This is a genomic window from Sphaerospermopsis kisseleviana CS-549 (assembly GCF_028329225.1).
Taxonomy (GTDB): Bacteria; Cyanobacteriota; Cyanobacteriia; order Cyanobacteriales; family Nostocaceae; genus Sphaerospermopsis; species Sphaerospermopsis kisseleviana.
This window is the reverse complement of record NZ_JAQMTI010000256.1, coordinates 1-23,295: the sequence shown is the minus strand read 5'-3', so window position 1 is coordinate 23,295 and position 23,295 is coordinate 1. Positions and strand designations below refer to the sequence as shown.

The 23,295-nt window shown below is 38.0% G+C and carries 18 protein-coding genes and 1 pseudogene; 9 read left to right on the top strand and 10 right to left on the bottom strand.

Going from position 1 to position 23,295, the window contains the following annotated elements:
- Window positions 1-350: 350 nt before the first annotated feature.
- Window positions 351-614: a hypothetical protein gene (locus tag PN497_RS20015; protein WP_193941610.1), complete on the bottom strand. Its 264-nt coding sequence runs from the start codon at window positions 612-614 to the stop codon at window positions 351-353.
- Between the two features lie 42 nt (window positions 615-656).
- Here PN497_RS20015 and PN497_RS20010 point away from each other — a divergent pair.
- The 3 genes and pseudogenes from PN497_RS20010 to PN497_RS20000 all read left to right on the top strand — a co-directional run.
- Window positions 657-809: pseudogene (locus PN497_RS20010) on the top strand (MFS transporter); the annotation flags it as partial.
- A 143-nt stretch (window positions 810-952) separates the two neighbouring features.
- Entirely contained in the window at window positions 953-1,219 is a 267-nt protein-coding gene (locus tag PN497_RS20005; protein WP_096568974.1) for a CopG family ribbon-helix-helix protein, read from the top strand.
- Complete coding sequence (locus PN497_RS20000) at window positions 1,216-1,563, top strand: hypothetical protein (protein ID WP_096568977.1); 348 nt, start codon at window positions 1,216-1,218, stop codon at window positions 1,561-1,563. The genes PN497_RS20005 and PN497_RS20000 overlap by 4 nt, the downstream gene beginning before the upstream one ends.
- Before the next feature lie 224 nt (window positions 1,564-1,787).
- Here PN497_RS20000 and PN497_RS19995 read toward each other — a convergent pair whose 3' ends face one another.
- From PN497_RS19995 to PN497_RS19960, 8 genes are all read right to left on the bottom strand, one after another.
- Window positions 1,788-2,234, bottom strand: coding sequence for a hypothetical protein (locus tag PN497_RS19995; RefSeq protein WP_096568980.1), 447 nt, complete (start codon window positions 2,232-2,234; stop codon window positions 1,788-1,790).
- 209 nt (window positions 2,235-2,443) lie between these two features.
- Window positions 2,444-3,664: an anhydro-N-acetylmuramic acid kinase gene (locus PN497_RS19990; RefSeq protein WP_096568983.1), complete on the bottom strand. Its 1,221-nt coding sequence runs from the start codon at window positions 3,662-3,664 to the stop codon at window positions 2,444-2,446.
- Between the two features lie 137 nt (window positions 3,665-3,801).
- Entirely contained in the window at window positions 3,802-4,881 is a 1,080-nt protein-coding gene (locus PN497_RS19985) for a histidine kinase (RefSeq protein ID WP_096568986.1), read from the bottom strand.
- 21 nt (window positions 4,882-4,902) lie between these two features.
- Window positions 4,903-5,502: a K(+)-transporting ATPase subunit C gene (kdpC, locus tag PN497_RS19980; RefSeq protein WP_096568989.1), complete on the bottom strand. Its 600-nt coding sequence runs from the start codon at window positions 5,500-5,502 to the stop codon at window positions 4,903-4,905.
- Between the two features lie 133 nt (window positions 5,503-5,635).
- Window positions 5,636-7,744, bottom strand: a complete 2,109-nt coding sequence (kdpB, locus tag PN497_RS19975) for a potassium-transporting ATPase subunit KdpB (RefSeq protein ID WP_096568992.1) — start codon at window positions 7,742-7,744, stop codon at window positions 5,636-5,638.
- A 189-nt stretch (window positions 7,745-7,933) separates the two neighbouring features.
- The gene (gene kdpA / locus PN497_RS19970; protein ID WP_096568995.1) at window positions 7,934-9,619 is read right to left on the bottom strand and encodes a potassium-transporting ATPase subunit KdpA; all 1,686 of its coding nucleotides are present in this window, start codon (window positions 9,617-9,619) and stop codon (window positions 7,934-7,936) included.
- Between the two features lie 513 nt (window positions 9,620-10,132).
- A complete protein-coding gene (locus tag PN497_RS19965) occupies window positions 10,133-10,822 on the bottom strand; it encodes a response regulator transcription factor (protein WP_096568998.1) in 690 nt (229 codons plus the stop codon).
- Window positions 10,823-11,008: 186 nt separating this feature from the next.
- A complete protein-coding gene (locus PN497_RS19960) occupies window positions 11,009-12,133 on the bottom strand; it encodes a sensor histidine kinase (RefSeq protein ID WP_096569001.1) in 1,125 nt (374 codons plus the stop codon).
- A gap of 442 nt (window positions 12,134-12,575) precedes the next feature.
- Here PN497_RS19960 and kdpA (PN497_RS19955) point away from each other — a divergent pair, with 442 nt between their 5' ends.
- The 5 genes from kdpA (PN497_RS19955) to PN497_RS19935 all read left to right on the top strand — a co-directional run bounded on the left by kdpA (PN497_RS19955) (window position 12,576) and on the right by PN497_RS19935 (window position 18,497).
- On the top strand, window positions 12,576-14,255 hold the full coding sequence (gene kdpA / locus PN497_RS19955) for a potassium-transporting ATPase subunit KdpA (RefSeq protein WP_096569004.1): 1,680 nt from the start codon (window positions 12,576-12,578) through the stop codon (window positions 14,253-14,255).
- A 93-nt stretch (window positions 14,256-14,348) separates the two neighbouring features.
- Window positions 14,349-16,415, top strand: coding sequence for a potassium-transporting ATPase subunit KdpB (gene kdpB, locus PN497_RS19950; RefSeq protein ID WP_096569007.1), 2,067 nt, complete (start codon window positions 14,349-14,351; stop codon window positions 16,413-16,415).
- A 28-nt stretch (window positions 16,416-16,443) separates the two neighbouring features.
- Entirely contained in the window at window positions 16,444-16,662 is a 219-nt protein-coding gene (locus PN497_RS19945; RefSeq protein ID WP_096569011.1) for a potassium-transporting ATPase subunit F, read from the top strand.
- 86 nt (window positions 16,663-16,748) lie between these two features.
- On the top strand, window positions 16,749-17,357 hold the full coding sequence (gene kdpC, locus PN497_RS19940; protein WP_096569014.1) for a K(+)-transporting ATPase subunit C: 609 nt from the start codon (window positions 16,749-16,751) through the stop codon (window positions 17,355-17,357).
- 18 nt (window positions 17,358-17,375) lie between these two features.
- Window positions 17,376-18,497, top strand: a complete 1,122-nt coding sequence (locus tag PN497_RS19935) for a sensor protein KdpD (protein ID WP_096569016.1) — start codon at window positions 17,376-17,378, stop codon at window positions 18,495-18,497.
- Window positions 18,498-18,665: 168 nt separating this feature from the next.
- Here the strand turns inward: PN497_RS19935 and priA are convergent, their stop codons facing one another.
- Window positions 18,666-21,317 (bottom strand): primosomal protein N', encoded by a 2,652-nt coding sequence (gene priA, locus PN497_RS19930; RefSeq protein ID WP_096569019.1) that lies wholly within the window; start codon window positions 21,315-21,317, stop codon window positions 18,666-18,668.
- Between the two features lie 752 nt (window positions 21,318-22,069).
- Here priA and PN497_RS19925 point away from each other — a divergent pair.
- A complete protein-coding gene (locus PN497_RS19925) occupies window positions 22,070-23,239 on the top strand; it encodes an RpoD/SigA family RNA polymerase sigma factor (protein ID WP_096569022.1) in 1,170 nt (389 codons plus the stop codon).
- Window positions 23,240-23,295: the final 56 nt, after the last annotated feature.

Here is a 23,295-nt window from a genome sequence, read left to right as displayed (position 1 = left end):
GAAAAAAGCTGGGGATGTTGGGGCGTCAACTTCGATTACCAGTCACCTAACTCTTGATCTCACAGGATCTGACACAGGTAAATTCAGTAATCATATTTCAGTCTAATAATGCCCAGACCAATTTTGTAGAAGATGCTATTGTATATAGCTGAAACTAATTTAGTGGAATACAAAAATTACCCAAAAAGCTCATATCTCAAAGAATAGAGCCGTTTGTTGTTTGCTTCCTCCTGCTACCAAGGATGTCGACATCTTTTTATTATGTCGAGAGTGCAGTTAAATTTAGCTTTCCATTTTATATAACTATAATTTGCGTTAATCAAGAAATTTTATTTACAAAACTTTACTTATTATCCAGATATATCAAAGGATGAACCAGTATGACTTGTTTGCAGTTTAGCTAATATTTGCCGTTTTATCTTTTCATACTCCTGTTTGAGAAAATTTTTACTAACTTGAGCATCTGCGGATGATGTCAATACTTTGCTGATTTCTAGCCACTCTTGCAGTCTTTCGCGTTGAATAGGGGCAATACTAGAGGAAAGAACATGAGTGCAGTGACCTTCCAGGAGTGAGTTTAGTGATTTGTTTCTGCCACGGGAGGGGATTGTCATTAACTGGAGTTTAGACTAAGCCATGAAAAATGACCCCAATGAGTTGGGGGTTTTGAATCTGGCGCGGTTGCGGCTTTATTTGGACCTGTTTTCTCTGTGGTTAGTGGGGGAATAGGTACGATTTTGGTGGTGGTTGTGACGGCGATGATTTGGCCGGAGATCCGCAATTTGGGGGCGTTGCATGAGGATTTATAGGGGAAATAGTCTCACGCAAATACGCAAAGAAAGAAGGAGTCTGAGAAATGAACTATTCATGACTTCTCTGGTTGAAAGTTGATGAATAATGAATTACATTAAAAATAATGCAATATAATGTTGTGCATTATTGAGGTAATTTCATGAGTACCACGAGTTTTCGGCTTGATGATGACTTACAAGAGAAACTTGAAATCACTGCCAACCGTACTAAGCGTTCTAAAGGTTGGATAATTAATGATGCTCTCCGTCGGTATATTGAGCAGGAAGAACTTAAACAAAGGATATTGGAAGAAACTCAAGAAGCTTTAGCTGATATTGAAGCCAGTCGCGTGGTATCAGGAGAAGAGGTGATGAAATGGTTGGAGACTTGGGGAACTGCGGCTGAAACTAAGGCTCCTTTGCTATGAAATTAGAGTTTTCGGAAAGTGCAGTTCAAGATTTGATTCGTCTACGAGAGTCCCATTACATTCTTATGATCAATGGTAGTTTTGATGTAGTGACAAACAGAAATTCATTAACTGAAACTGCTTTAAGAATTCTGAATGATGATGATTTTGTAACTAAAATAAAACAATTCTTTGATCTGGCAAAATTTAATATTCAAGTTTTTCGCGAACTTATTGATACGCTAAATAAACAAAAGCAGGATGTCATTAGTCTCAAGAAACTGCTTGATAAAACTTTTAATTGCGAATGGTTTACCCCACCACCAACACCTATTTTTACAGCAAAGAAAGGTAAGAAAAAGTAAAAATATAAAGGATATAAACTGTGTAAAAGCAAAAATACTAAAGAGACGTTCCATGCAACGTCTCTATGTTTTTACTACTGTTATCCAAAAAATCCCTAACTACCCAACCGCTACCGGAACTTTATAATAAACCGGCTCATTCCCTGCTTTCCATTTAATATTACAACCAATACAACGCTTTGCCATTACGACTCCTTACTCCTGACTCCTAACTCCTGATGTATTTACTTGACTTGACGTTCTAGGCTGGCCTCCATGGTACTAGTGAGAAAATGACCTGCTAAGATACCGCTAGTCAGGTAATAACTATCTTCTGAAATCTGGTGTAAAGTTTCAAAACCGCTGCGACGTTCGCGATCGCCCAGGACCAAATAACGCTGTACGATGGTATCTGGGCAAATCCAACCTTCACCTTCAATCTGTCCAAATATATTATGCTGAAGCAAAAAAGTATATTGGCGATCGCCTTCATGGAGTCTACCTTTATATTGGCAAGATATTTCTGAATGATCGCTACCAGGAAACACCAACTTTGTCGCCATAGAAAACCAATCATCACCATCCCAAACTACCAAAGTCATACCTTTAAAGCTGATCGGCATACTATTTCTTTCCAACCAACTTCCTTGCATGATCCAGCGTCCTGGTTCCAACAAAAAACTGTGAGCCACCTTATAAATTCCTGTGATTTTTTCAACAACAATAATCTTAGGAGTCAGGAGTTATTGATTTTGGATTTTGGATTTTGGTCAAGCAGTGAGTTCTTGGGGGTTTCCCCATGAGCAACTGCTGTTAGCGTAACGTGCCGGAGGCATCAACCGAAGGTATTGTTTTTGTGATTTCCAATCTAAAATCTAACATCTAAAATCTAAAATTTTCCTCACTTATCACCTGTCACCGGATGTACTTCTCCTAAAACCACTTCTTGATCTGCTCCAGTTGCAACGGGTAAATTACCAGGAAGACCTAACTGTCTCCAGTAGGCTAAAATAGCGAAAGCGATCGCTTCTTTAAACTCTGCACTTACCCCGGCTTCATCTGTAGTTAAAACTTTTACTGATTTCAACAATAACTCTAACCTGTGTTTTAAGTAAAGATTCTGACTACCCCCTCCACATAATAATAAACATTTTGGCATTCGCGGTAAAAAAGCATGGTAACTATTAACAATCGAAGCAGCCGTGAGTTCTGTAATTGTTGCCAGCACATCTGCCGGACTAAGTTGATATGCTTGACATTCTTGTAAACACTGATGTAGATAAGTTACACCAAATAACTCCCGACCAGTAGATTTAGGGGGTGGTAAACGAAAATAATCTTGACTTAGCCATTTTTCTACCAATGGATAACAGGGACTACCACTAGCAGCCCAACTACCATTTTCATCATAACTTTTAGCACCATTGCTAAAATATTGCACTGCCAAATCCAAGAGACTATTTCCAGGACCAGTATCCCAAGCCAGAATTTGATTTAACCAGTCATCACGCCGGGGAGGTAGATAAGTTACATTGCCAATACCACCAACATTTTGAATACAACGTGCTTCCTGGGGATGACTCAGTAAATAGGCATCGACTCTAGGAACAAGAGGCGCACCATGACCACCAACAGCAATATCAGCCACACGGAAATTACTAATAGTAGTGATGCCTGTCAGGCGAGAAATTAAAGCACCCCGGCCAAGCTGCAAACTGTAACCTAATGATTGGGGATAGGGGAATGGTGACTGATGACTGGGTAAAATATTTGCTGAAACAGAATTTTCTGAAATAGAAAATCCTGGAGGTCGATGGTAAACAGTTTGACCGTGAGAACCGATAAGGGTGGCAGGGGGATAACCGACTTGAATATTTTGGGCTGCTTGGGCAAAAACAAGAGCGATCGCATCATCTATGGCTGCCAGTTCTGCCATTGAGATAGGCGCACCACCACAGATCGCCAATATTTTTTCTCGTAGTGCAGCAGGGTAAGGATAGGTTTTCCCGGCTAATAATTCAACTTTCAGATCCAAATCTGTACCAACAATTTCTACCAAGGCAGCATCTATCCCATCCACAGATGTGCCACTCATTAAACCTATAACACGAGTCGGGTGCATTGACAGAGATTCTGGTGTGATTTTCAAAGGTAGTTTAACTTAAATGTTACCTTGATGAAAACCATTTATACAATCGTGAATCTGTTAATTCCTGATTTAACAAATATTCTGACTCCTGACACCTGACTTTTAAATTTCTAATTTTTCCCAGTGGCAATAATATGTAAATCAATATTTTTTAGCAAACCCACCAATTTTTGAATTAAAGAACCTTTCAGCAGAATTTCCCAACGAGAACGCCTACTCGCACCAATAACTATCTGAGTAATACCATATTTTTCTGCGACTTCTACAATTGCCTTAGCAATATTACTATTACTTACCCGAATAAAAATTCCATTAAATTCTTTACATAAATTTTCACAAATATCAACGTGTAGGCTTTCTTCTTTAGTTAGAAAATGATCAGGATTAGCCACAAATAAAACATACAAAGGAGCATTTATATAACCAGCTAATCTTGCGCCCCGACGTAAAAGTTGTACAGAATTAGGGTAAGTAGATACACAAACTAAAACTCTTTCGTGAACACTAAAACTTTGACTTTTCTGTATACAAGCAATGGCATCTTCTTCTACACTATCAGCAACTTCCCGTAAAGCTAATTCTCGTAAAGCGATTAAATTACGTCTTTGAAAAAAGTTATCTAAAGCTGATTTAATTTGATCATGGGCATATATTTTGCCTTCTAATAACCTTTCTTCCAAAGTTTCTGGTGTTACATCTACAACAACTACCTCATCCGCCACTTCTAAAAGTTTATCGGGGACTCGATCACGCACAACTACACCCGTAATTCTTGCTACTATATCATTAAGACTTTCCAGGTGTTGAACATTCATAGTTGAGTAGACATCAATACCTGCTGCCAAAACAACTTCCACATCTTCATAACGTTTTTCTTGTGGTGAACCAGGAACATTAGTATGGGCAAGTTCATCGACTAATACTAATTGAGGACAACGGTTAATAATTGCCTGAGTATCTATTTCTGGTAACATTAAATCACCAAGAGACCATAATTTTGGCGGTATGATTTCTAAACCTTCAGCTTTTTCTGCCGTTTCTTTTCTACCATGAGTTTCTAACAGTCCGATAACAACATCAATACCTTCCTGTTTGAGTGCGTGTCCCTCTTCCAACATTCGATAGGTTTTACCTACCCCTGGAGCCATGCCAATAAAGATTTTGTGTTTTCCTCGTCCTTGGAAATACATAGAATCAGTGTCAATTGATTATTAATTTTGCTGACGGTTAATTTCTTGCAAATCTAGAGCATAATTTAAACGCAAAACATTAACTCCTGGTTCACCAAAAATACCTAAAAATCTGCTATCAGTATACTTATTAATTAAAGGGATAATTTCATCTTCTTTAATACCCCGTGCTTGTGCAACTCTGGCTAACTGCTGACGTGTTGCCTTCAAAGAAATATGAGGATCTAAACCAGAACCAGAAGAGTAAATTAAATCAGCCGCAGGTTGTATATTTTCATCTTGAAACTGAGTTGCTTCTTCAATAATTCTCTTAGTTAGTTCTGAATTACTAGGAGCAAGATTACTACCCCCTGATATACCAGTTGGTCTAGCTATTCTACCTTGGCTATATCTCACAGCACTGGGACGACTCTGAAAATATTTATCTGATGTGAAAATTTGACCAATCAAAGATGAACCAATGGGTTGAGCATCTATATTTAAAACAATGCTGCCATTAGCTGAAGAAGGGAAGGCGAACTGACCAACGCCTAATATTGCTACAGGATAAATAATTGCTGTTAACAACCAAAGTAATAAAATCATCCGCATAGCGCGGATAGTTTCTCGAATAAACACCATAATTGGATCTTAGATTTTAGATTTTAGATTTGGGATTTTGAACTTGGTACTTGGTAGTTGGTAATTGGTAGTTGGAAAAAATAAAATTGATTACCCAGTCGCCAGTCACCAATCACCAGTCACCAGTCCCCGATTAAGCTAAACCTGCAACTGTAATTAGCATATCTATGAATTTAATAGCAATAAATGGAGCAATTACACCACCTAAGCCATAAATAAAAATATTGCGTTGCAGAAGTTGATTGGCTGTTAAAGGCCGAAATTTGACACCCTTCAATGCTAAAGGAATCAAAATCGGAATAATCAAAGCATTATAAATCAGTGCCGATAATACAGCCGAATTCACACTGGTTAACTTCATAATATTCAAGCCTTGTAAATTAGCATATGCAAAAATTACTGGTATAATGGCAAAATATTTAGCAATGTCATTGGCGATAGAAAATGTCGTCAATGCCCCACGAGTAATCAATAATTGTTTACCAATACTAACGATATCAATGAGTTTGGTAGGATCAGAGTCTAAGTCCACCATATTAGCAGCTTCCTTAGCAGCTTGAGTACCCGTATTCATGGCTACACCAACATTAGCTTGAGTTAAAGCAGGAGCATCATTAGTTCCATCTCCGGTCATGGCCACCAGTTTACCTTCTGCTTGTTCCCGCTCGATGACGCTGATTTTATCTTCTGGTGTAGCTTCGGCGATAAATTCATCTACTCCTGCTTCTTTAGCAATAACAGAAGCGGTGATGCGGTTATCTCCAGTTAACATCACGGTACGGACTCCCATGCGCCGCAGTTGCTCAAAACGTTCGCGGATACCAGGTTTAACAATATCTTTGAGATAAATCACCCCATAGATTTCATTATCGAGACAAACAGCTAAAGGCGTACCTCCTTGATGAGAAACTTCCTCATAAGCATTATCTAATTCTGGAGTTTCCCGTCCATTGCGAGAACGAACAAAGCCTTTAATTGCCCCCACCGCACCTTTTCGTGCCTCATGTCCACCAGGAAAGTTAGTGCCACTGATGCGGGTTTTGGCAGAAAATTCTACTCCTTGGGCTTGTTTGCGGTCTATATCAAATTTTGCGCCAAATTTTTCTGCCAAGCGGATAATAGATTTACCTTCTGGAGTATCGTCAAAGATACTGGCAGCTAAAGCCACATTAGCAATTTCCGATATTGAGTGACCGTTGATGGGTATAAAAGCTTCTGCTAAACGGTTTCCCAAAGTGATTGTACCTGTTTTATCTAAGACTAAAGTATTTATATCTCCACAGACTTCCACTGCCTGTCCTGAAGTAGCAATGATGTTAAATTGGGCGACTCTATCCATACCCGCAATACCAATAGCACTAAGTAAACTGCCAATGGTGGTAGGTATAAGTGCAACCAAAAGGGCAATTAATACGGTAACGCTCACAGGACTGTTGACATAGTAGGCAAAGGCGGGCAAGGTGGCGACTACAAACAAAAATGCCAAGGTCAGCACTGACAGTAAAATTGTTAAAGCAATTTCATTAGGTGTTTTAGTGCGTTCTGCCCCTTCTACTAAGTTGATCATCCGGTCAATAAATCCTTTACCGGGGTCAGCAGTAATACGGATGATTAATTCATCGGAGATAATGCGCGTCCCACCAGTTACAGAACTGGCAACATCTGAACCTGATTCTTTGAGGACTGGGGCTGATTCACCGGTAATGGCTGATTCATCAACAGAAGCGACACCCATAATCACTTCCCCATCGGCGGGGATGATATCACCAGCAACTACATGAACGGTATCGCCTTTTTTCAGTTCCGTGGAAGGGATTTCTGTGATTGTGCCATCGACGACAATTTTTTTGGCTATGGTTTCTGAACGGGTAGATCGTAAAGCATCGGCTTGGGCTTTACCTCTTCCTTGTGCCAATGCTTCGGCGAAATTGGCAAAAAGCACAGTGAAAAATAAGATAACTGTAACTAAACCGTTGAAAAGCTGGGGGTTTTTCTGGGTGACGGGTCCAAATATGGGGGGATAAATTGTGGCAGCTAGGGTAATGACTGTTCCCAACCACACCAAAAACATGATGGGATTTTTAATGGCATATTGGGGAGATAGCTTCACAAAGGTATCTCTCATTGCCCTGATGTAGAGTCCTTTGGTACTAATCCGCCGTGTTTTTTTACGTTTGATACGTCGATCGCGGGGACGCAAACGAGAAGATTTCGGTCTTGGGGTAGTTGCAGCAGAGTTCATAAAGGGTGATTGGTGATTGGTGATTGGTGATTGGTAATTGGTGATTGGTAATTGGTGATTGGTAATTCAATTTTGGATTTTGGATTTTGGATTTTGGATTGTTTTTGTTATCCCCAATCTAAAATCTAAAATCTAAAATCTAAAATTTTTCTCCCAGTCACCAGTCACCAGTCACCAGTCCCCAGTACCCTAACTTCCAGATGCTAATTTTAAACCTTCGGCGACTGGACCAAGGGCTAAAACTGGGAAGAAAGTGAGGACGGCTAAAATTATGGCTACAAAAGCTGTAACGCTGGTAAATAGGAAAGAGTCGGTTTTGAGAGTACCACGAGTTTGGGGAACTTTTGGTTTACGGGACATACTATCAGCTAATAGGATCAGGGCAATAATGGGAATGTAACGCCCTGCTAATATGCTGAAACTGCTACTCAAGTTCCACCATAAAGAGTTGTCTTTCAACCCCTCTAGTCCAGAACCATTGTTAGCTGCCGCTGATGCGTATTCATAAACTACTTGGGAAATACCGTGAAAACCGGGGTTACTGATTCCTGATAGGGATATGGGATAAGCTAGGGCGATCGCACTAGGCACTAATACTATGATCGGATGAATCAGTAGGACGACGCTGGCCAGAAATATTTCCCGTTGTTCTATTTTGCGTCCTAAAAATTCGGGGGTGCGTCCTACCATTAACCCAGTTATAAAGACGGTCAGGATCAGATAAATAAATAGGTAGGCTGTTCCTGTTCCTTGTCCTCCCCAGATTATCTGTACAAATAAATTGAATAAGCTAGAAAATATACCTTGGGGCATTAAGGAATCGTGCATTCCGTTAATTGCACCGGTCATGGTAGCGGTGGTTGTCACCGCCCAAAATGCTGTTTCTGCCCAGCCAAATCTTACTTCTTTTCCTTCTAAATTCGGTAGTTCTGTATTTAAAGCTTGGTTAATAATGGGATTTCCTTGCAGTTCACCCACTGCTGTAACCCAGATCATAACTATGAAGATTACAAACACCATCCAAAACAGTAACCAAGTTTGTTTCTGGTTATTGGCAAATACACCGTAGGTATAAATTAAGGATGAGGGAATTGCCATCATGGCAATGATTTCTAGTAAATTAGAAGCACCATTGGGATTTTCAAAGGGATGGGCTGAGTTAGCTGCAAAAAAGCCGCCGCCGTTGTTGCCTAACAGTTTGATAATTTCAAAGGAAGCAACAGGACCTCTGGCTATGTACTGTGTTCCTCCGTCTAGGGTTTGGACAACTAAAGTACCTTCTAATGTTTGTGGTACACCTAAAGCCAGGAGAGCGATCGCCCCAATAATTGAAAGGGGCAACAATATCCTAGTAATGGCAAGGGTAATATCAACGTAAAAATTCCCTAACTTTCGACCTGTTAACCCCCGAATAAATGCTATTCCTACTGCTAAACCAGTTGCTGCTGAGGTGAACATTAAAAAGCCTAAAGCTGCTGTTTGGCTAAAATAGCTTAATGTTGTTTCCCCTATGTAATGTTGCTGGTCAGTGTTAGTCAAAAAGGATATGGTAGTATGTAGCACTGTATTCCATGTAGGCATTACTAAACCGTTGGGATTCCAAGGCACTATTCCCTGAAAAGAGATTAGTAAATACACAGAAATTGCCATGATTAAGTTACTACTGATGACTGCCCGGATATACTGCCAAGCTGTCATCTCCTCTTTTTTACTTACACCCCCCACTAGGTAGAAAATTTTTTCTATCGGGTTCATGATGGGATCAAGTATTGTGCTTTCTCCCAAAAAAACACGGGCTATGTATTGTCCCAATCGGGGTGTGATAGCTATGACAATACATAGGGTTAACGCAATTTGTAAAAAACCTTGTCCCATTTATTTATTACTCGATTACACTGAAGTTATAGCCAGTCAATATTGAAAAAATCACCGAAGTTACTCTTACATTAGATTGCTAGGTTTGGATAATGTCTCAATATCACCTCAATTTATCAATCTTGTTTTACTATTTTCTGGATGTTTGTGGGATTTAGTATTAAGAATATTTCATTTTTACTATTACTCATCTATTTTGCTGGTTATGTCACTGATACTTTTTTATACAAAAATGCAGTAAGCTTATACTTTCAAAAATATAAAAACTCCTGATAATTTTATTACATCTTTATTGGTCTCTAGTATAAGACTACACTTTTAATATATCGGATGCCAACCATAACAAAGGTTAGCAGATAATTATATTCTCTATTTCCGAGTTTTGGTAAAAATTATTAGTTGTGCAAGAAGATATAGGGAAATTATATATGTTGGCACATAGAGATTGTAAACAGGAATACAAGGGTTATTGGTTATGCCAATGTTGATTTTTGATTTTAGATTTGATTATTGTTATAAATTCTGAATTTTTACTGGATGACTAATTAACTGTTTTTGTAAAGCTACGGTAACAGCAGTCTGGCGATCGCCAACTCCCAATTTATGTAAAATAGCATGAACATGAACCCTCACAGTACCGGTGGTAATATAAAGAATTTCTGCTATTTGATGGTTAGTTTTTCCTGCTACTAAAAGTTGGAGAATTTCTATTTCTCGATGGGTGAGAGGATTGAGAGTTTTTGAGTTATTTTCTGAAGATAAATGAGCAGAATTTAAAGTCAAGGAAGAACGAATTGCTTGAGTTGCTATTTCATCCCACCAAGATGCACCAGCAGCGACAGAACGGAGAGCTAAAATCAATGTTTCCGCAGCTACACCTTTGAGACAATAACCTTGAGCGCCCGCAGTAATTAACTGTGTAATTAGAGATTTTTGAGAATGGGAAGTAAGAACTAAAACTGGTAAATTAGGGTATTTTTGTTTAATTTGATAACAAGCGTCAAGACCGCCAATTCCTGGTAAACCAATATCTAATAATACCACATCCAGGGAATATTTATTAACTAAATCAATAGCTGTTTCTCCATCTTCAGCTTCAGCGATAATATCCAAACCAATTTCCTGTTGCAATCGTACACGCAAACCTAAACGAAAAAGTTCATCATCTTCAACAAGCAGAATTTTAATAGTGGTAGAAGACATTTTACCTAGATATTAGATATATTTAAAACTTCAGCAGACTGAAATAGAGAGTATCCCCATTTTGGGAAATAAACGCAGCAACACTAAAAAATCTCTCACAACCTCTTACCTTTGTGTCCTTTGCGTTCTTTGCGGTTCAATCATATCAAGTTTTGGATCACTTTATTTCCCCAGTGAAAAATAAACTTACACATTTGGGATGCTCCCCTGAAATGGTAAAACAGGTAGCTTGAAAGCAAAAACTGCCCCTTTAGGAAATCTGTTTTCTGCCCATATTATACCATGATGGGCTTCAATAATTTGTCGAGATAAATAAAGTCCTAATCCCGAACCTTTAGCTTGACGTTGGGAAAGACTGCCATAATCATCATGTACTTGATAAAATCGCTCAAACAAGTGGGAAAAATGTTCTGGAGGGATACCAGCGCCCGTATCCATAATTTTTACAACTTGATAGGAAAGTAGGGATTCTAAGACCACTTCAACGCGATCGCCTCTTCGGGAATGATTAATAGCATTAATTAACAGGTTATCAATAACCCGTTGTAATTGTAGTGCATCACCAAGCACCCAGAGCGATCGCTTCCAATCAGAATCACCATAGTTTAATGATATATGAATACGACGATTTGCTGCTAATTCCATCAAAGTAGAAACTGCTGTTTCCGCCAAAACAGCTAAATCCACAGGTGCTAAATTTAGCTTTAATCCGTCAATATCATTACGATAAACATCTAACAAAGTTTCCAATAAAACCAAAGATGTTTGATGACTACGTGCCATTGTTGCTAAAACTTTTTCTTGACTTGGTGAAACCGCACCAAATTTTTCTTGTTGAAAAGCTTTTATAGTTTCAATTGCCCCTAAAAGTGGAGTTTTTAAGTCATGGGTAAGTGTAGAGGCGAAATCTTCTCGTAGTCTCATTAATTGTGCTTGATTTTCTAATTGGGTTTGAGTGAGTGAAACAGCTTGTTGTGTGATTCTCAATCTTTGACTTAAAAATCCTGTAACTATCAATGCTATAGCTGCAATTACCCGATTAGCAATAGTAAAAAACTGAATTGATTCATTTCCAGGTATCCAAATATTGAAGATAGTTAAAAAAACAGCCAAAAATGTAGCACCTATTGTTGCTATTCCTCTAAACCAATAATTAACTAAGACAATTGATCCACTATAAAGATAGCCAAAAACATAATCATTGGGGGTAGAATATTCTAACAACACTAAACAGATAAATATAGTAATAATTATCAAAATTTTCCCCGTATACAATTTATTAGTTAATAATTTAAGCTGTAAATTTTTCATTTTGCACCCAAATGACATCATGATATTAATTTACATTTTATATAAAAACGACCCTTTTTACTCCTGACTCCTGACTCCTGAATTCTGCTATAGCGTTTAGATTTTAACTAAACGCCCTAAACAATGATATATACCTGGCAATAAACACATAAATAGAAAAAATAAACATTTTTTATATCCTTGTATCCCTTGTTTTCTACCTCAAAATCAATAATCATATAAATTCATCAAGCCCAGATCACGGCAGTATCCCAAATGTGTAAGTTTATTGTTTTGGAATCTTGAAATTACTACTTGATACGATTGAACCGCAAAGAACGCAAAGGACACAAAGGTAAGAAGGTTTAAGAGAGTTTTTAGTATCGCTGTGTTCATTTTTGTAATTGGGATGCTCCCCAGATCACAGCTATTTGATTTAGTCTTTAAGGAGTTTTAATCATTCATGATACAAGGTTTATTACAAATAGCATTGACATTAATAATTGTCATTGCTACCACTCCCTTACTAGGAAAATATATTGCTCATGTTTTTCTAGGACAAAGAACAGTATTAGACAAAGTCTTAAATCCCATAGAAAGAATAATTTACAAATTGATTGGAGTTACTATTGAAGATGAAATGACAGGTTGGCAATATGCAAAAGCCATACTATATAGCAATCTTTTCATGGCAATTTTGGTATTTTGTATATTTATTACTCAAGGATTTTTACCACTCAATCCTACAGGATTAAAAGCACCGAGTTGGGATTTAGCATTACACACTACCATCTCCTTTTTAACCAACACAGATCAACAACATTACTCTGGAGAAACAACCTTTAGTTATGCCAGTCAAACCTTCGCTATAGGTTTTTTAATGTTCACATCAGCAGCTACAGGTTTATCGGTAGGAATTGCCTTTATTCGCGGTTTAACAGGCAGAAAATTAGGTAATTTTTATATTGATTTAACCAAATCAATTACCCGAATTTTATTACCTCTATCTATTGTAGGAGGATTATTATTAATCATAGCTGGTGTACCAGAAACCATAGCAGGAGTAGCAACAGCAACAACATTAGAAGGATTAACACAAGCTATAGCTCGCGGACCAGTTGCCCACCTGGAAATTATAAAACAAATTGGTGAAAATGGGGGTGGTTTTTTTGGTGTTAACTCAGCCCATCCCTTTGAAAATCCCAATGGTTTTTCTAACTTATTAGAAACTTGGGCAATGATTTCTATTCCTTCAGCCTTGATTTACACCTATGGGGTATTTGCTAATAATATCAAACAAGGATGGTTAGTATATTGGATGGTATTTATCATCTTTGTTTTCTTAGTCATGATCACAGCTATTGGTGAATATCAAGGTAATCCTCTTGTTAATTCTATATTAGGATTACAACAACCTAATTTAGAAGGAAAAGAAGTAAGATTTGGTTTCGCGCAAACAGCACTTTGGGCAGTGATGACAACAGCAACAATGTGTGGCGCAGTTAACGGAATGCACGACTCATTAATGCCTACTGGGGGATTTTCTACCCTTGTAAATATGTTTTTACAAATTATTTGGGGAGGACAGGGAACAGGTACAGCTTATTTATTTATCTACTTAATTTTGGCAGTATTTCTCACAGGATTAATGGTAGGGAGAACACCGGAATTTTTAGGGCGAAAAATTGAAAAACAAGAAATAGTTTTATCCAGCGTAGTGTTATTAGTTCATCCTTTTGCTGTTTTAATTCCTTGGGCGATAGTTTTTGCCTTTCCTGATGCTATTTCAGGTATTAGTAACCCAGGGTTTCATGGTGTTTCTCAAGTAGTTTATGAATATGCTTCTGCTGCTGCAAATAATGGTTCTGGGTTTGAAGGTTTGGCGGATAATACCCTGTGGTGGAATCTTAGCACTAGCGTCAGTATTTTAGTCGGTCGTTATATTCCCATTATCGCATTATTGTTATTAGCAGATGGTATTTCTAGAAAACAACCAGTACCCATAACTGCCGGTACTTTGAGAACTGACACTCGTTTATTTACTGGAGTTACAGGGGGAGTAATTTTAATTCTGGGGGCGTTAACTTTTTTTCCTGTATTAGTTTTAGGTCCGATTGCTGAATGGTTTTTGATTAGTAAATAAACTTCAGATCCCCGACTTCTCAGAAAAAATCAGAATTTATAGAAAAGATTTAATCAAGAAGTCGGGGATCTTAACCTCACCAATAAAAAAGATATGAAAATTACAAAAACCCGACAAGAACGTAAACATACACCCAAAATTAAAATTTCTGGGCTTTATCCTAGCGCATTTAAACAAGCATTTGTTAAACTAAACCCCCGCCATCTAATCAAAAATCCCGTGATGTTTTTGGTGTGGGTAGGGACAATTATTACAGCTTTGGTAACTATTGATCCTCATCTTTTTGGTGTTACTTCTGGGAATAATCCGCGATTTTTTAATGGTTTAATTACCATAATTTTATTCTTCACTCTTGTTTTTGCTAACTTTGCAGAAGCTGTTGCTGAAGGTAGAGGAAAAGCTCAAGCTGATTCTTTAAGGGCAACAAAATCAGATGTTACAGCTAGAAAACTTCTTCCTGATGGTTCTATTCAAGAAATTAATTCTAGTCTTTTACGTCGTGGTGATCAAATTAAAGTTATTTCCGGTGATGTGATCCCCGCAGATGGAGAAGTAATTTCTGGAGTAGCTTCTGTTGATGAATCTGCTATTACTGGAGAATCTGCACCAGTATTAAAACAACCAGGAACAGATATTGCTAGTTCTGTCACTGGAGGAACACGCATTACTTCTGATGAATTAATCATTAAAGTTACATCAGATCCGGGACAAAGTTTTATTGATCGAATGATTTCTTTAGTTGAGGGTGCAGCGAGAACTAAAACCCCTAATGAAATTGCTTTAACTGTGCTTTTAGCAGTTTTAACTCAAGTTTTTTTAGTGGTAATTGCCACTTTACCTACCGTGTCAGTTTATGTTAAATCACCTGTGAGTATTGCGGTATTAATTGCTTTATTAGTGGCATTAATTCCTACTACAATTGGCGGTTTACTGAGTGCCATTGGTATTGCGGGTATGGATAGAGTCGCTCAATTTAACGTCATAGCTACTTCTGGAAGGGCTGTAGAAGCCTGTGGAGATATTAATACTTTGGTTTTAGATAAAACGGGAACTATTACTTTAGGCAACCGCATGGCTGAAGAATTTATTCCCATCCAAAATCATCCTTTAGATGAAATTGCGAAAATTTGTTTAGCATCCAGTATTTTTGATGAAACTCCCGAAGGAAAATCTATTGTTAAATTAGCAGAATCATTAGGAGCAAAATTAGATTTTAACCCCCAAACTGCGGAGGGTATAGAATTTTCTGCCAAGACGCGCATGAGTGGAATTAATTTACCCAATGGTGTGGAAATTCGCAAAGGTGCGGTAGATGCAATTAAAGGATTTGTGCGTTCTCGAAATGGGCAATTAACACCAGAACTTGATGTAGCCTATGAGCGAGTTTCTAAATTAGGTGGTACACCCTTAGCAGTTTGTCAAAATGATGAAATTTACGGTGTAATTTACCTCAAAGATATTATCAAACCAGGGATTAAAGAACGATTTGCACAAATGCGAAAAATGGGCATTAAAACTATAATGTTAACAGGAGATAACCGCCTTACAGCTTCAGTTATTGCCCAAGAAGCAGGGGTAGATGATTTTATTGCCGAAGCAACTCCAGAGGATAAAATTGAAGTAATTCGCGCTGAACAAGCTCAAGGAAAATTAGTTGCTATGACTGGAGATGGTACTAATGATGCACCAGCTTTAGCTCAAGCAAATGTGGGTGTGGCGATGAATTCTGGTACACAAGCGGCAAAGGAAGCTGCTAATATGGTAGATTTAGATTCTGATCCTACAAAATTAATTGATATCGTTACTATTGGCAAACAATTACTCATTACTCGCGGAGCATTAACAACTTTTTCTATTGCTAATGATGTCGCTAAATACTTTGCAATTATTCCGGCGATTTTTCCTGGTATTGGTGTGAATGGATTAAATATTATGGGTTTAGCAAGTACCCAATCTGCTGTGTTATCAGCTTTAATTTATAATGCTTTAATTATTCCGGCTTTGATTCCTTTAGCATTAACTGGTGTGAAATTTCGTCCTTTAACTGCTGATCAACTTTTGCAAAGAAATATCTTTATTTATGGTTTGGGTGGTGTGGTTGCTCCTTTTATCGCTATCAAAATTATTGATGTTTTAATTGTGTCTGTGGGTTTAGCTTAATCAATTTTAGATTTGGGATTTGAGAATTATGGAATATTTATCACTGGCATTTTCTAAACGTAATCGTTTTCCTCTGATTTTGTTTTTATTACTTTGCGTTAATGTCTTATTAGCACCAGCAGTACGAGCAACAACACCGGGAGCAGAATCACGTTTTTTTGCTTACACAATTACTTTATTAGGACTTGTCACCCTCAGTTTTTGTGTTTATTTGTTTGTCGTGATTTTTCAACCTGAGAGGTTTTAATTACTAATTTGTAATTCGTAAGTTGTGTTAAGCGATAGCGCAACCCAACAAAAACTTTAATATTTTTGAAATGGAGAGGTTTTAATATGCGTCAGAGATTTCAAGTTAGTAAGGCGATTCGTGCAACTTTAGTTTTATGGGTGCTAACAACCTTTATCTATCCCTTATTTATGTTGATTTCAGGACAGGTTGCTTTTTCTTTTCAAGCAAATGGCAGTTTAATTACAAATTCCCAAGGTGTGGTGATTGGTTCTGCTTTAATTGGTCAAACTTTTACCAGTGAAAAGTATTTTTGGAGTCGTCCTAGCACTACTAACTATAGCACTGCTGACCCCAAAAATGATGAGGCTGGTATTTTGAAAACTGGTGTATCTGGTGCTAGTAATTTAGCTCCTAGTAATCCCGCATTGTTAGCAAGAATTAATGGTAATGAAGGTGAAATTAATAAGCTCAAAAAATTCAATATTCAACCAACTGCTGATTTAGTTTATACTTCTGGTTCTAGTCTCGATCCTCACATTACTCCTGAAGGTGCAAAAGTGCAAATTCCCAGGGTAGCAAAAGCTAGAGGAATTGAACCCCAGCAAATAGAAATTTTAATTTCTCAAAACACAGATGGGCGTTTTTTGGGTATATTTGGTGAACCTGGAATGAATGTTTTAAAATTGAATCTTGCATTAGATAAAATCAGGTAATTATTAGGAAATTAACTCATGTTTTATTCTTCTACTCGCTCCCCTGATAGTTCTTATATCCGTCCTGCTCGTCGAGGGAAACATAAAATTTTTATTGGTATGGCTCCCGGTGTGGGTAAAACTTATAAAATGCTAGAGGAAGCACATCAACTGAAACAAGAGGGGATTGATGTTGTTATTGGTATTTTAGAAACTCATGGACGTAAAGAAACTGCTCTTAAAGCACAAGGATTAGAAGTTATTGCTAGAAAATCCATTATTAAAGAGAATATTAAACTGCAAGAAATGGATACTCAAGCAATTTTAGAACGCTCTCCCCAACTGGTGTTAATTGATGAATTAGCTCACACAAATATACCGGGTTCTGAACGAGAAAAACGCTATCAAGATGTAGAAGAAATTTTAGCATCTGGCATAGATGTTTATTCTACTGTGAATATTCAACATTTGGAAAGTTTAAATGATTTGGTGGCAAGAATAACAGGTGTTGTAGTGCGAGAACGCATTCCAGATCGGGTGCTGGATGAAGCGGATGAGGTGGTTGTAATTGATGTGACTCCAGAAACTTTGGAAGAGCGTTTGCTTGAAGGAAAAATCTATGCTGCTGATAAAATTGAACAGTCTTTAGAAAACTTTTTTCAACGTCGAAATTTAATAGCTTTGCGAGAATTAGCATTAAGAGAAGTTGCAGATACGGTAGAGGAGGAGGCAAATACTTCAATTACTACTGGACAAGTTTATAATATTCATGAACGGGTTTTAGTTTGTGTTTCTACTTATCCTAATTCTTTGCAATTATTACGTCGGGGGGCGCGACTTGCTAATTATATGAATGCTCCACTTTATGCTGTATTTATAGCTGATCCTGAAAGATTTCTCACTAAACAAGAAAGTTTACACATTGATACTTGTGAAAAACTTTGTCGAGAGTTTGGTGGTGAGTTTCTGCACGTTAAAAGTAGTAATGTTCCTAAAGAAATAGCTCAGGTTGCTGCTACCCATCACATTACACAAATCGTTATTGGTGAAAGTCAACAACCTAAATGGAAAAGATTTATTAAAGGTTCTTTTACTCAGCGATTAATGGATTTAATCAGAGATAAAAAAATAGATTTACATATTATTGCTACTGAAAAATGATAACAATATAGCAGGAGTCAGGAGTCAGGATTCAGGAGTTATTGATTTTGGATTTTGGATTTTGGATTGTTTTTGTCAACTTCAATCTAAAATCTAAAATCTAAAATCTAAAATTTTCCTCCCTATTCCCTATTCCCTACCTCAACGGAAAGACTTTCTCAGTAACCCCTACATAATATTAATGGGATCGACATCAATAGTTAAGCTGACTGAAGCAGGACAAAGTTTTCTGATTTCTTCCCAATCTGGTAAATTAGGCAGTGCATCAGGAGCAAATTTTAATAGTATTTGCCAGCGATAACGATTAGCTACTCGTAAAATACTAGCCGGTGCTGGTCCTAATATCTCTAATCCTTCTTGTTCGCTAAAATTTGTCGCTATGAGTTGGGCTATATTTTCCACTTTTATGGGATCAGAACTACTCAAACGTAATAATATTAATCTGCCATAGGGGGGATAATTAAGTGCTTCCCTTTGTTCTAATTCTGCATCACAAAAAGATTGATAATCATGGGTTTTCACTGCTTCAATAACTGGATGTTCTGGGGTGTAGGTTTGGATAATTACTCTACCGGGATCTTCTCCTCTTCCCGCCCTTCCTGCAACTTGGGTTAAGGTTTGAAAAGCTCGTTCACTAGCGCGATAATCTGATAAATGTAGTAACCCATCAGCCGCAACTACCCCTACTAGGGTAACTTGGGGTAAGTCTAAACCTTTGGTGAGCATTTGTGTACCCACTAATAAGTCTGCTTCACCGTTGGCAAATTGGCTGATCAGGGTGCGATGTGCGCCTTTTTTGCGGGTGGTGTCGCTATCAAAACGAATTGGTTTAATGTGGGGAAATTGGCGTTGTAGTTCCTGGGTTACTCTTTGAGTACCACTACCAAAGAATTTGAGGTAGGGTGAACTACATTGAGGACAGTTTTTAGGGTGTGGTTGACCATAATTACAATAATGACATTTTAATAACTGGGGTGCGCCTTCTTCTACATGATGATAAGCCAAGGATACATCACAGTTTGGACATTCCAGCACATAACCACAGCTACGACAGGAAACAAAGGTGCTATGTCCCCGACGATGAATAAATAATATTCCTTGTTGTTTTCTTTGTTTTAATTCTTCTAAAGCTTGTTGTAGGGATCTACTAAATATTGATCTATTTCCTTCTTTCAACTCTTGACGCATATCCACTATTTCTATAGGTGGTAGGGGTTTGGAGTTGATGCGTTCAGGAAGGGAGAGGTATTGGTGATTGGTGATTGGGTTGTTGATCTCTCCCTGCTCCCTGCTTCCTGCTCCCCTGCTTTCTTTGATACTTACCCAACTTTCAAGGGAGGGGGTAGCAGAACCTAAAATTAGGGGGCAGTTTTCTAGTTCTGCACGCCATTGGGCTACTGTGCGGGCGTTGTAAGTGGGGATGGGTGAGTCTTGTTTAAAGCTGCTGTCGTGTTCTTCGTCGAGGATAATTAATCCCAGGTTGGGTAAGGGGGAAAAGATGGCGCTGCGTGTTCCTATGACTACTTGGGCTTCTCCGGTAAACATTTGTCGCCAGGTGTCGTAGCGTTCACCGTCGGAAAGGGCGCTGTGATAAACTTGCACTTTGTTACCAAAACGGGCGCGAAATCTATCTGTGAGTTGGGGTGTGAGGCCAATTTCTGGGACTAATACTAGGGCTGATTTTCCTTGGTTGAGTAGGGGGGCGATCGCCTGTAGGTAAACTTCGGTTTTTCCTGAACCTGTTACCCCATGTAATAAAATTTGAGCAAATCCGTTTAATGATTTGATGGTTTCTAAAGCATTAGTTTGGGCTGGTGTTAATAATTTGGCTTGATCCCCGGCTATTTTGGGTCCTTGTTCTCTCCGTAGTTTTTCCCGTTCTTCAATGACAATACAACCTTTTTGTTCTAATCCTCTTAAAGTAGGTAGTGTAGTTTGACATATTTCTACACACTCTGTCACCCATAATTCACCACCATGATCTCCCAGTATTTTCAATATTTCTTGTTGCCGTTTAGTGAGATTCATGTATCTTCCATGATCAACTAGCGTTACTGCTAGTTTCATTTGTGGTTTAGATTGAGTGAATTTGAAATAGCTTTCTGCCCAGTTTCTATCTATTAATTGTTTTTTTGCCCAATAAAAACCTTTGACTTGACGTTTGAGGTATTGAAAACTGTAATCTCCATCTGGTTGCGATTCAAGTATTGTCAGTATTTCTTTGGCAGCTTGAGAACGTAAAAATTCGGCTGCACCATTGGGAATATTTTCTGGTTTTAGTCGCAGACGACTTTGCGATCGCCCTAATAATCCTGGTGGTAATGCTACCCGAATGACTTGAATTAATGGTGTGTAGTAATAGGCGGCGATGCGATTCAGTAATTCCCAATAGGTGCTAGAGAAAAATTCTTTGCTGACTACATCTTGTACTTCCCGAATTTTCTCTAGTCCTAAATTTGCTGGTGGTTGGGATAATAAACGAATCGCTATTCCTCCTAACAGTTGTGTCCTCCAGGGAACTGTTAAAATATCACCCGGTTTAATATCTAAATGTTCTGGTATCTTATAAATCAATAGCTCCTTGTTAGATAGTTCATCAACTGATAATTCCTGTTCTGGTATGGCATCATTTAATAAATCTTTTTCTACTGTTTCATCAATTGCTACATTCTCTTCTGGTGTTTTATTTGTCGTCGGCGCTAAAGTTTTTGACAAATCTACCAATACTTCAATCCAAGGATAAAGATTTGTTTTGGACTGGTATGATGATCCTGGTTCAGCTACCAATAGAGAGGATAAACTTACATCCTGAATATACATAATTTTTGGCTTTTTTAATAGATATTTGCTCATCTGAATGAATCAAATTCACCAGACGCACTTAACGTTTAACTACTATTTTACTACAAACAAACTGTATTTCGCAATACTTTTATTACTCATGATAGTTGATAACTTTGTTTATATGTCATCTTATAGACAAAATAATTTCTACAATACGTGCAATAAATATTTTATGCTAACTACACAAATGAAAGTATATCCGATAATAATGAGTTGTTTTTGTCTACTAAATAGGTAGTAGAGTTTTTCCACCTATTGATAGATATTCAATAGTTTTTGTATGTGAGATGCTTTGATACAATCAAGATTGTCCGGATTTTAAGCTACCATTTTTGTAATTTGGATCATTTGGGAAGCTTTAACTTAGGAAGCTTTAACTTTTTTACTCCAAATCAAACAAAACTTCATGGAAATACATAAAAATTTAACGTATAGGGTCTTTAGATGGAATTTTTATATTTGTTAAGCTGGAGAATGTTTGAGGGGGGTTTGACATATTTGGTGATGAAGAAAAAAATTAGAAATATGTCTGCTGGTAGTGGGGAAAGATGGTATTTTGGGTGCAAAGACCATATAAATTGTATCTAGATGTAACCAAAATATGGCAGACAGATACATATTTTCTTTCCGAATCAAGAATTTTCAAGAAGATTGTATTTGGCTGGGTAAATGGGTGTATATGTCGGTAAAAACTAACTATTCTCAAACGAGCAGCTGTCACTAAATTTATGTACCAAACCAAGCAACTATCCCAAAAGGAAACTATGAATCTTGCTGAATTGGGAACAATGGAAATACTGGATAACGCTGCTGATCATGAAGAACCATCACTTGATAGTTTAGATGCAGTAGTATTTGAAGACTCTTCAATTGTGGAAAATTTGGAGTCAGATGAACGAGATGGGGATGAAATGGCAGCGGCACGTCCTTCGGGATATAATAAAACCGAACATGACGATGCTGTGGGCGCGTTTTTTAAGGAAATGGCGCGTTATCCTCTCCTGAAACCTGACGAAGAAGTAGAGTTGGCGCATAGGGTAAGATTTTTAGAAGAAGTAAAAGACTTACAAGCTGCTTTAGAAGCAGAACTGGGACACAACCCCAGCAAAAGCGAGGTAGCTGCTAAGTTTGATATGACGGAAAAACAACTGGAAAGTCGGTTGTATCAAGGTAGGGTAGCGAAGCGGAAAATGATTCGCTCTAACTTGAGATTAGTAGTATCTATTGCTAAACGATATCTTAATCGGGGAGTGCCTTTTCTAGATCTAATTCAAGAAGGGGCTATGGGTTTAAATCGCGCTACAGAGAAGTTTGATCCCGATAAGGGCTATAAGTTTTCGACTTATGCTTATTGGTGGATTCGACAGGCGATTACACGGGCTATAGCTAATGATGCCCGCACTATCCGCCTACCAATTCACATTGTTGAAAAACTCAACAAACTTAAAAAAGCCCAAAGAGAACTTAAACAAAAACTCGCTCGCAACCCGACAGAAGCGGAAATGGCCGAGTCGTTGGAAATAAGCGTTCAACAACTGCGTCAACTGCAACAACTACGCCGGCAAGCATTATCTTTAAATCACCGTGTTGGTAAAGAAGAAGATACAGAATTGATGGACTTGTTGGAAGATGAAGATAACCAATCTCCAGAAGCAAAAATGAATGAAAATATGATGCGTCAGGAGATATGGGAGGTTTTAGGTGATGTTCTCACTCCCAGGGAAAAAGACGTAATTTCTTTACGCTATGGACTGACAACCAGCGAACCCTGTACTCTGGAAGAAGTGGGGAATATGTTTAACCTTTCCCGTGAACGAGTACGGCAAATTCAAAGTAAAGCGATGCGAAAATTACGCCGTCCTCATATCGCTAAACGTTTAAAAGGTTGGTTAATTTAAAGCAGGAGTCAGGAGTCAGGAGTCAGGAGAGGTTAACCCAGTCCCCAGTCCCCAGT

What these genes read in the sequence shown, in the direction of transcription:
- PN497_RS20015 (WP_193941610.1), bottom strand. Translation starts at nt 614, where the DNA reads ATGACAATCCCCTCCCGTGGCAGAAACAAATCACTAAACTCACTCCTG.
- PN497_RS20005 (WP_096568974.1), top strand. Translation starts at nt 953, where the DNA reads ATGAGTACCACGAGTTTTCGGCTTGATGATGACTTACAAGAGAAACTT.
- PN497_RS20000 (WP_096568977.1), top strand. Translation starts at nt 1,216, where the DNA reads ATGAAATTAGAGTTTTCGGAAAGTGCAGTTCAAGATTTGATTCGTCTA.
- PN497_RS19990 (WP_096568983.1), bottom strand. Translation starts at nt 3,664, where the DNA reads ATGCACCCGACTCGTGTTATAGGTTTAATGAGTGGCACATCTGTGGAT.
- PN497_RS19985 (WP_096568986.1), bottom strand. Translation starts at nt 4,881, where the DNA reads ATGTATTTCCAAGGACGAGGAAAACACAAAATCTTTATTGGCATGGCT.
- kdpC (WP_096568989.1), bottom strand. Translation starts at nt 5,502, where the DNA reads ATGGTGTTTATTCGAGAAACTATCCGCGCTATGCGGATGATTTTATTA.
- kdpB (WP_096568992.1), bottom strand. Translation starts at nt 7,744, where the DNA reads ATGAACTCTGCTGCAACTACCCCAAGACCGAAATCTTCTCGTTTGCGT.
- kdpA (WP_096568995.1), bottom strand. Translation starts at nt 9,619, where the DNA reads ATGGGACAAGGTTTTTTACAAATTGCGTTAACCCTATGTATTGTCATA.
- PN497_RS19965 (WP_096568998.1), bottom strand. Translation starts at nt 10,822, where the DNA reads ATGTCTTCTACCACTATTAAAATTCTGCTTGTTGAAGATGATGAACTT.
- PN497_RS19960 (WP_096569001.1), bottom strand. Translation starts at nt 12,133, where the DNA reads ATGAAAAATTTACAGCTTAAATTATTAACTAATAAATTGTATACGGGG.
- kdpA (WP_096569004.1), top strand. Translation starts at nt 12,576, where the DNA reads ATGATACAAGGTTTATTACAAATAGCATTGACATTAATAATTGTCATT.
- kdpB (WP_096569007.1), top strand. Translation starts at nt 14,349, where the DNA reads ATGAAAATTACAAAAACCCGACAAGAACGTAAACATACACCCAAAATT.
- PN497_RS19945 (WP_096569011.1), top strand. Translation starts at nt 16,444, where the DNA reads ATGGAATATTTATCACTGGCATTTTCTAAACGTAATCGTTTTCCTCTG.
- kdpC (WP_096569014.1), top strand. Translation starts at nt 16,749, where the DNA reads ATGCGTCAGAGATTTCAAGTTAGTAAGGCGATTCGTGCAACTTTAGTT.
- PN497_RS19935 (WP_096569016.1), top strand. Translation starts at nt 17,376, where the DNA reads ATGTTTTATTCTTCTACTCGCTCCCCTGATAGTTCTTATATCCGTCCT.
- priA (WP_096569019.1), bottom strand. Translation starts at nt 21,317, where the DNA reads ATGTATATTCAGGATGTAAGTTTATCCTCTCTATTGGTAGCTGAACCA.
- PN497_RS19925 (WP_096569022.1), top strand. Translation starts at nt 22,070, where the DNA reads ATGTACCAAACCAAGCAACTATCCCAAAAGGAAACTATGAATCTTGCT.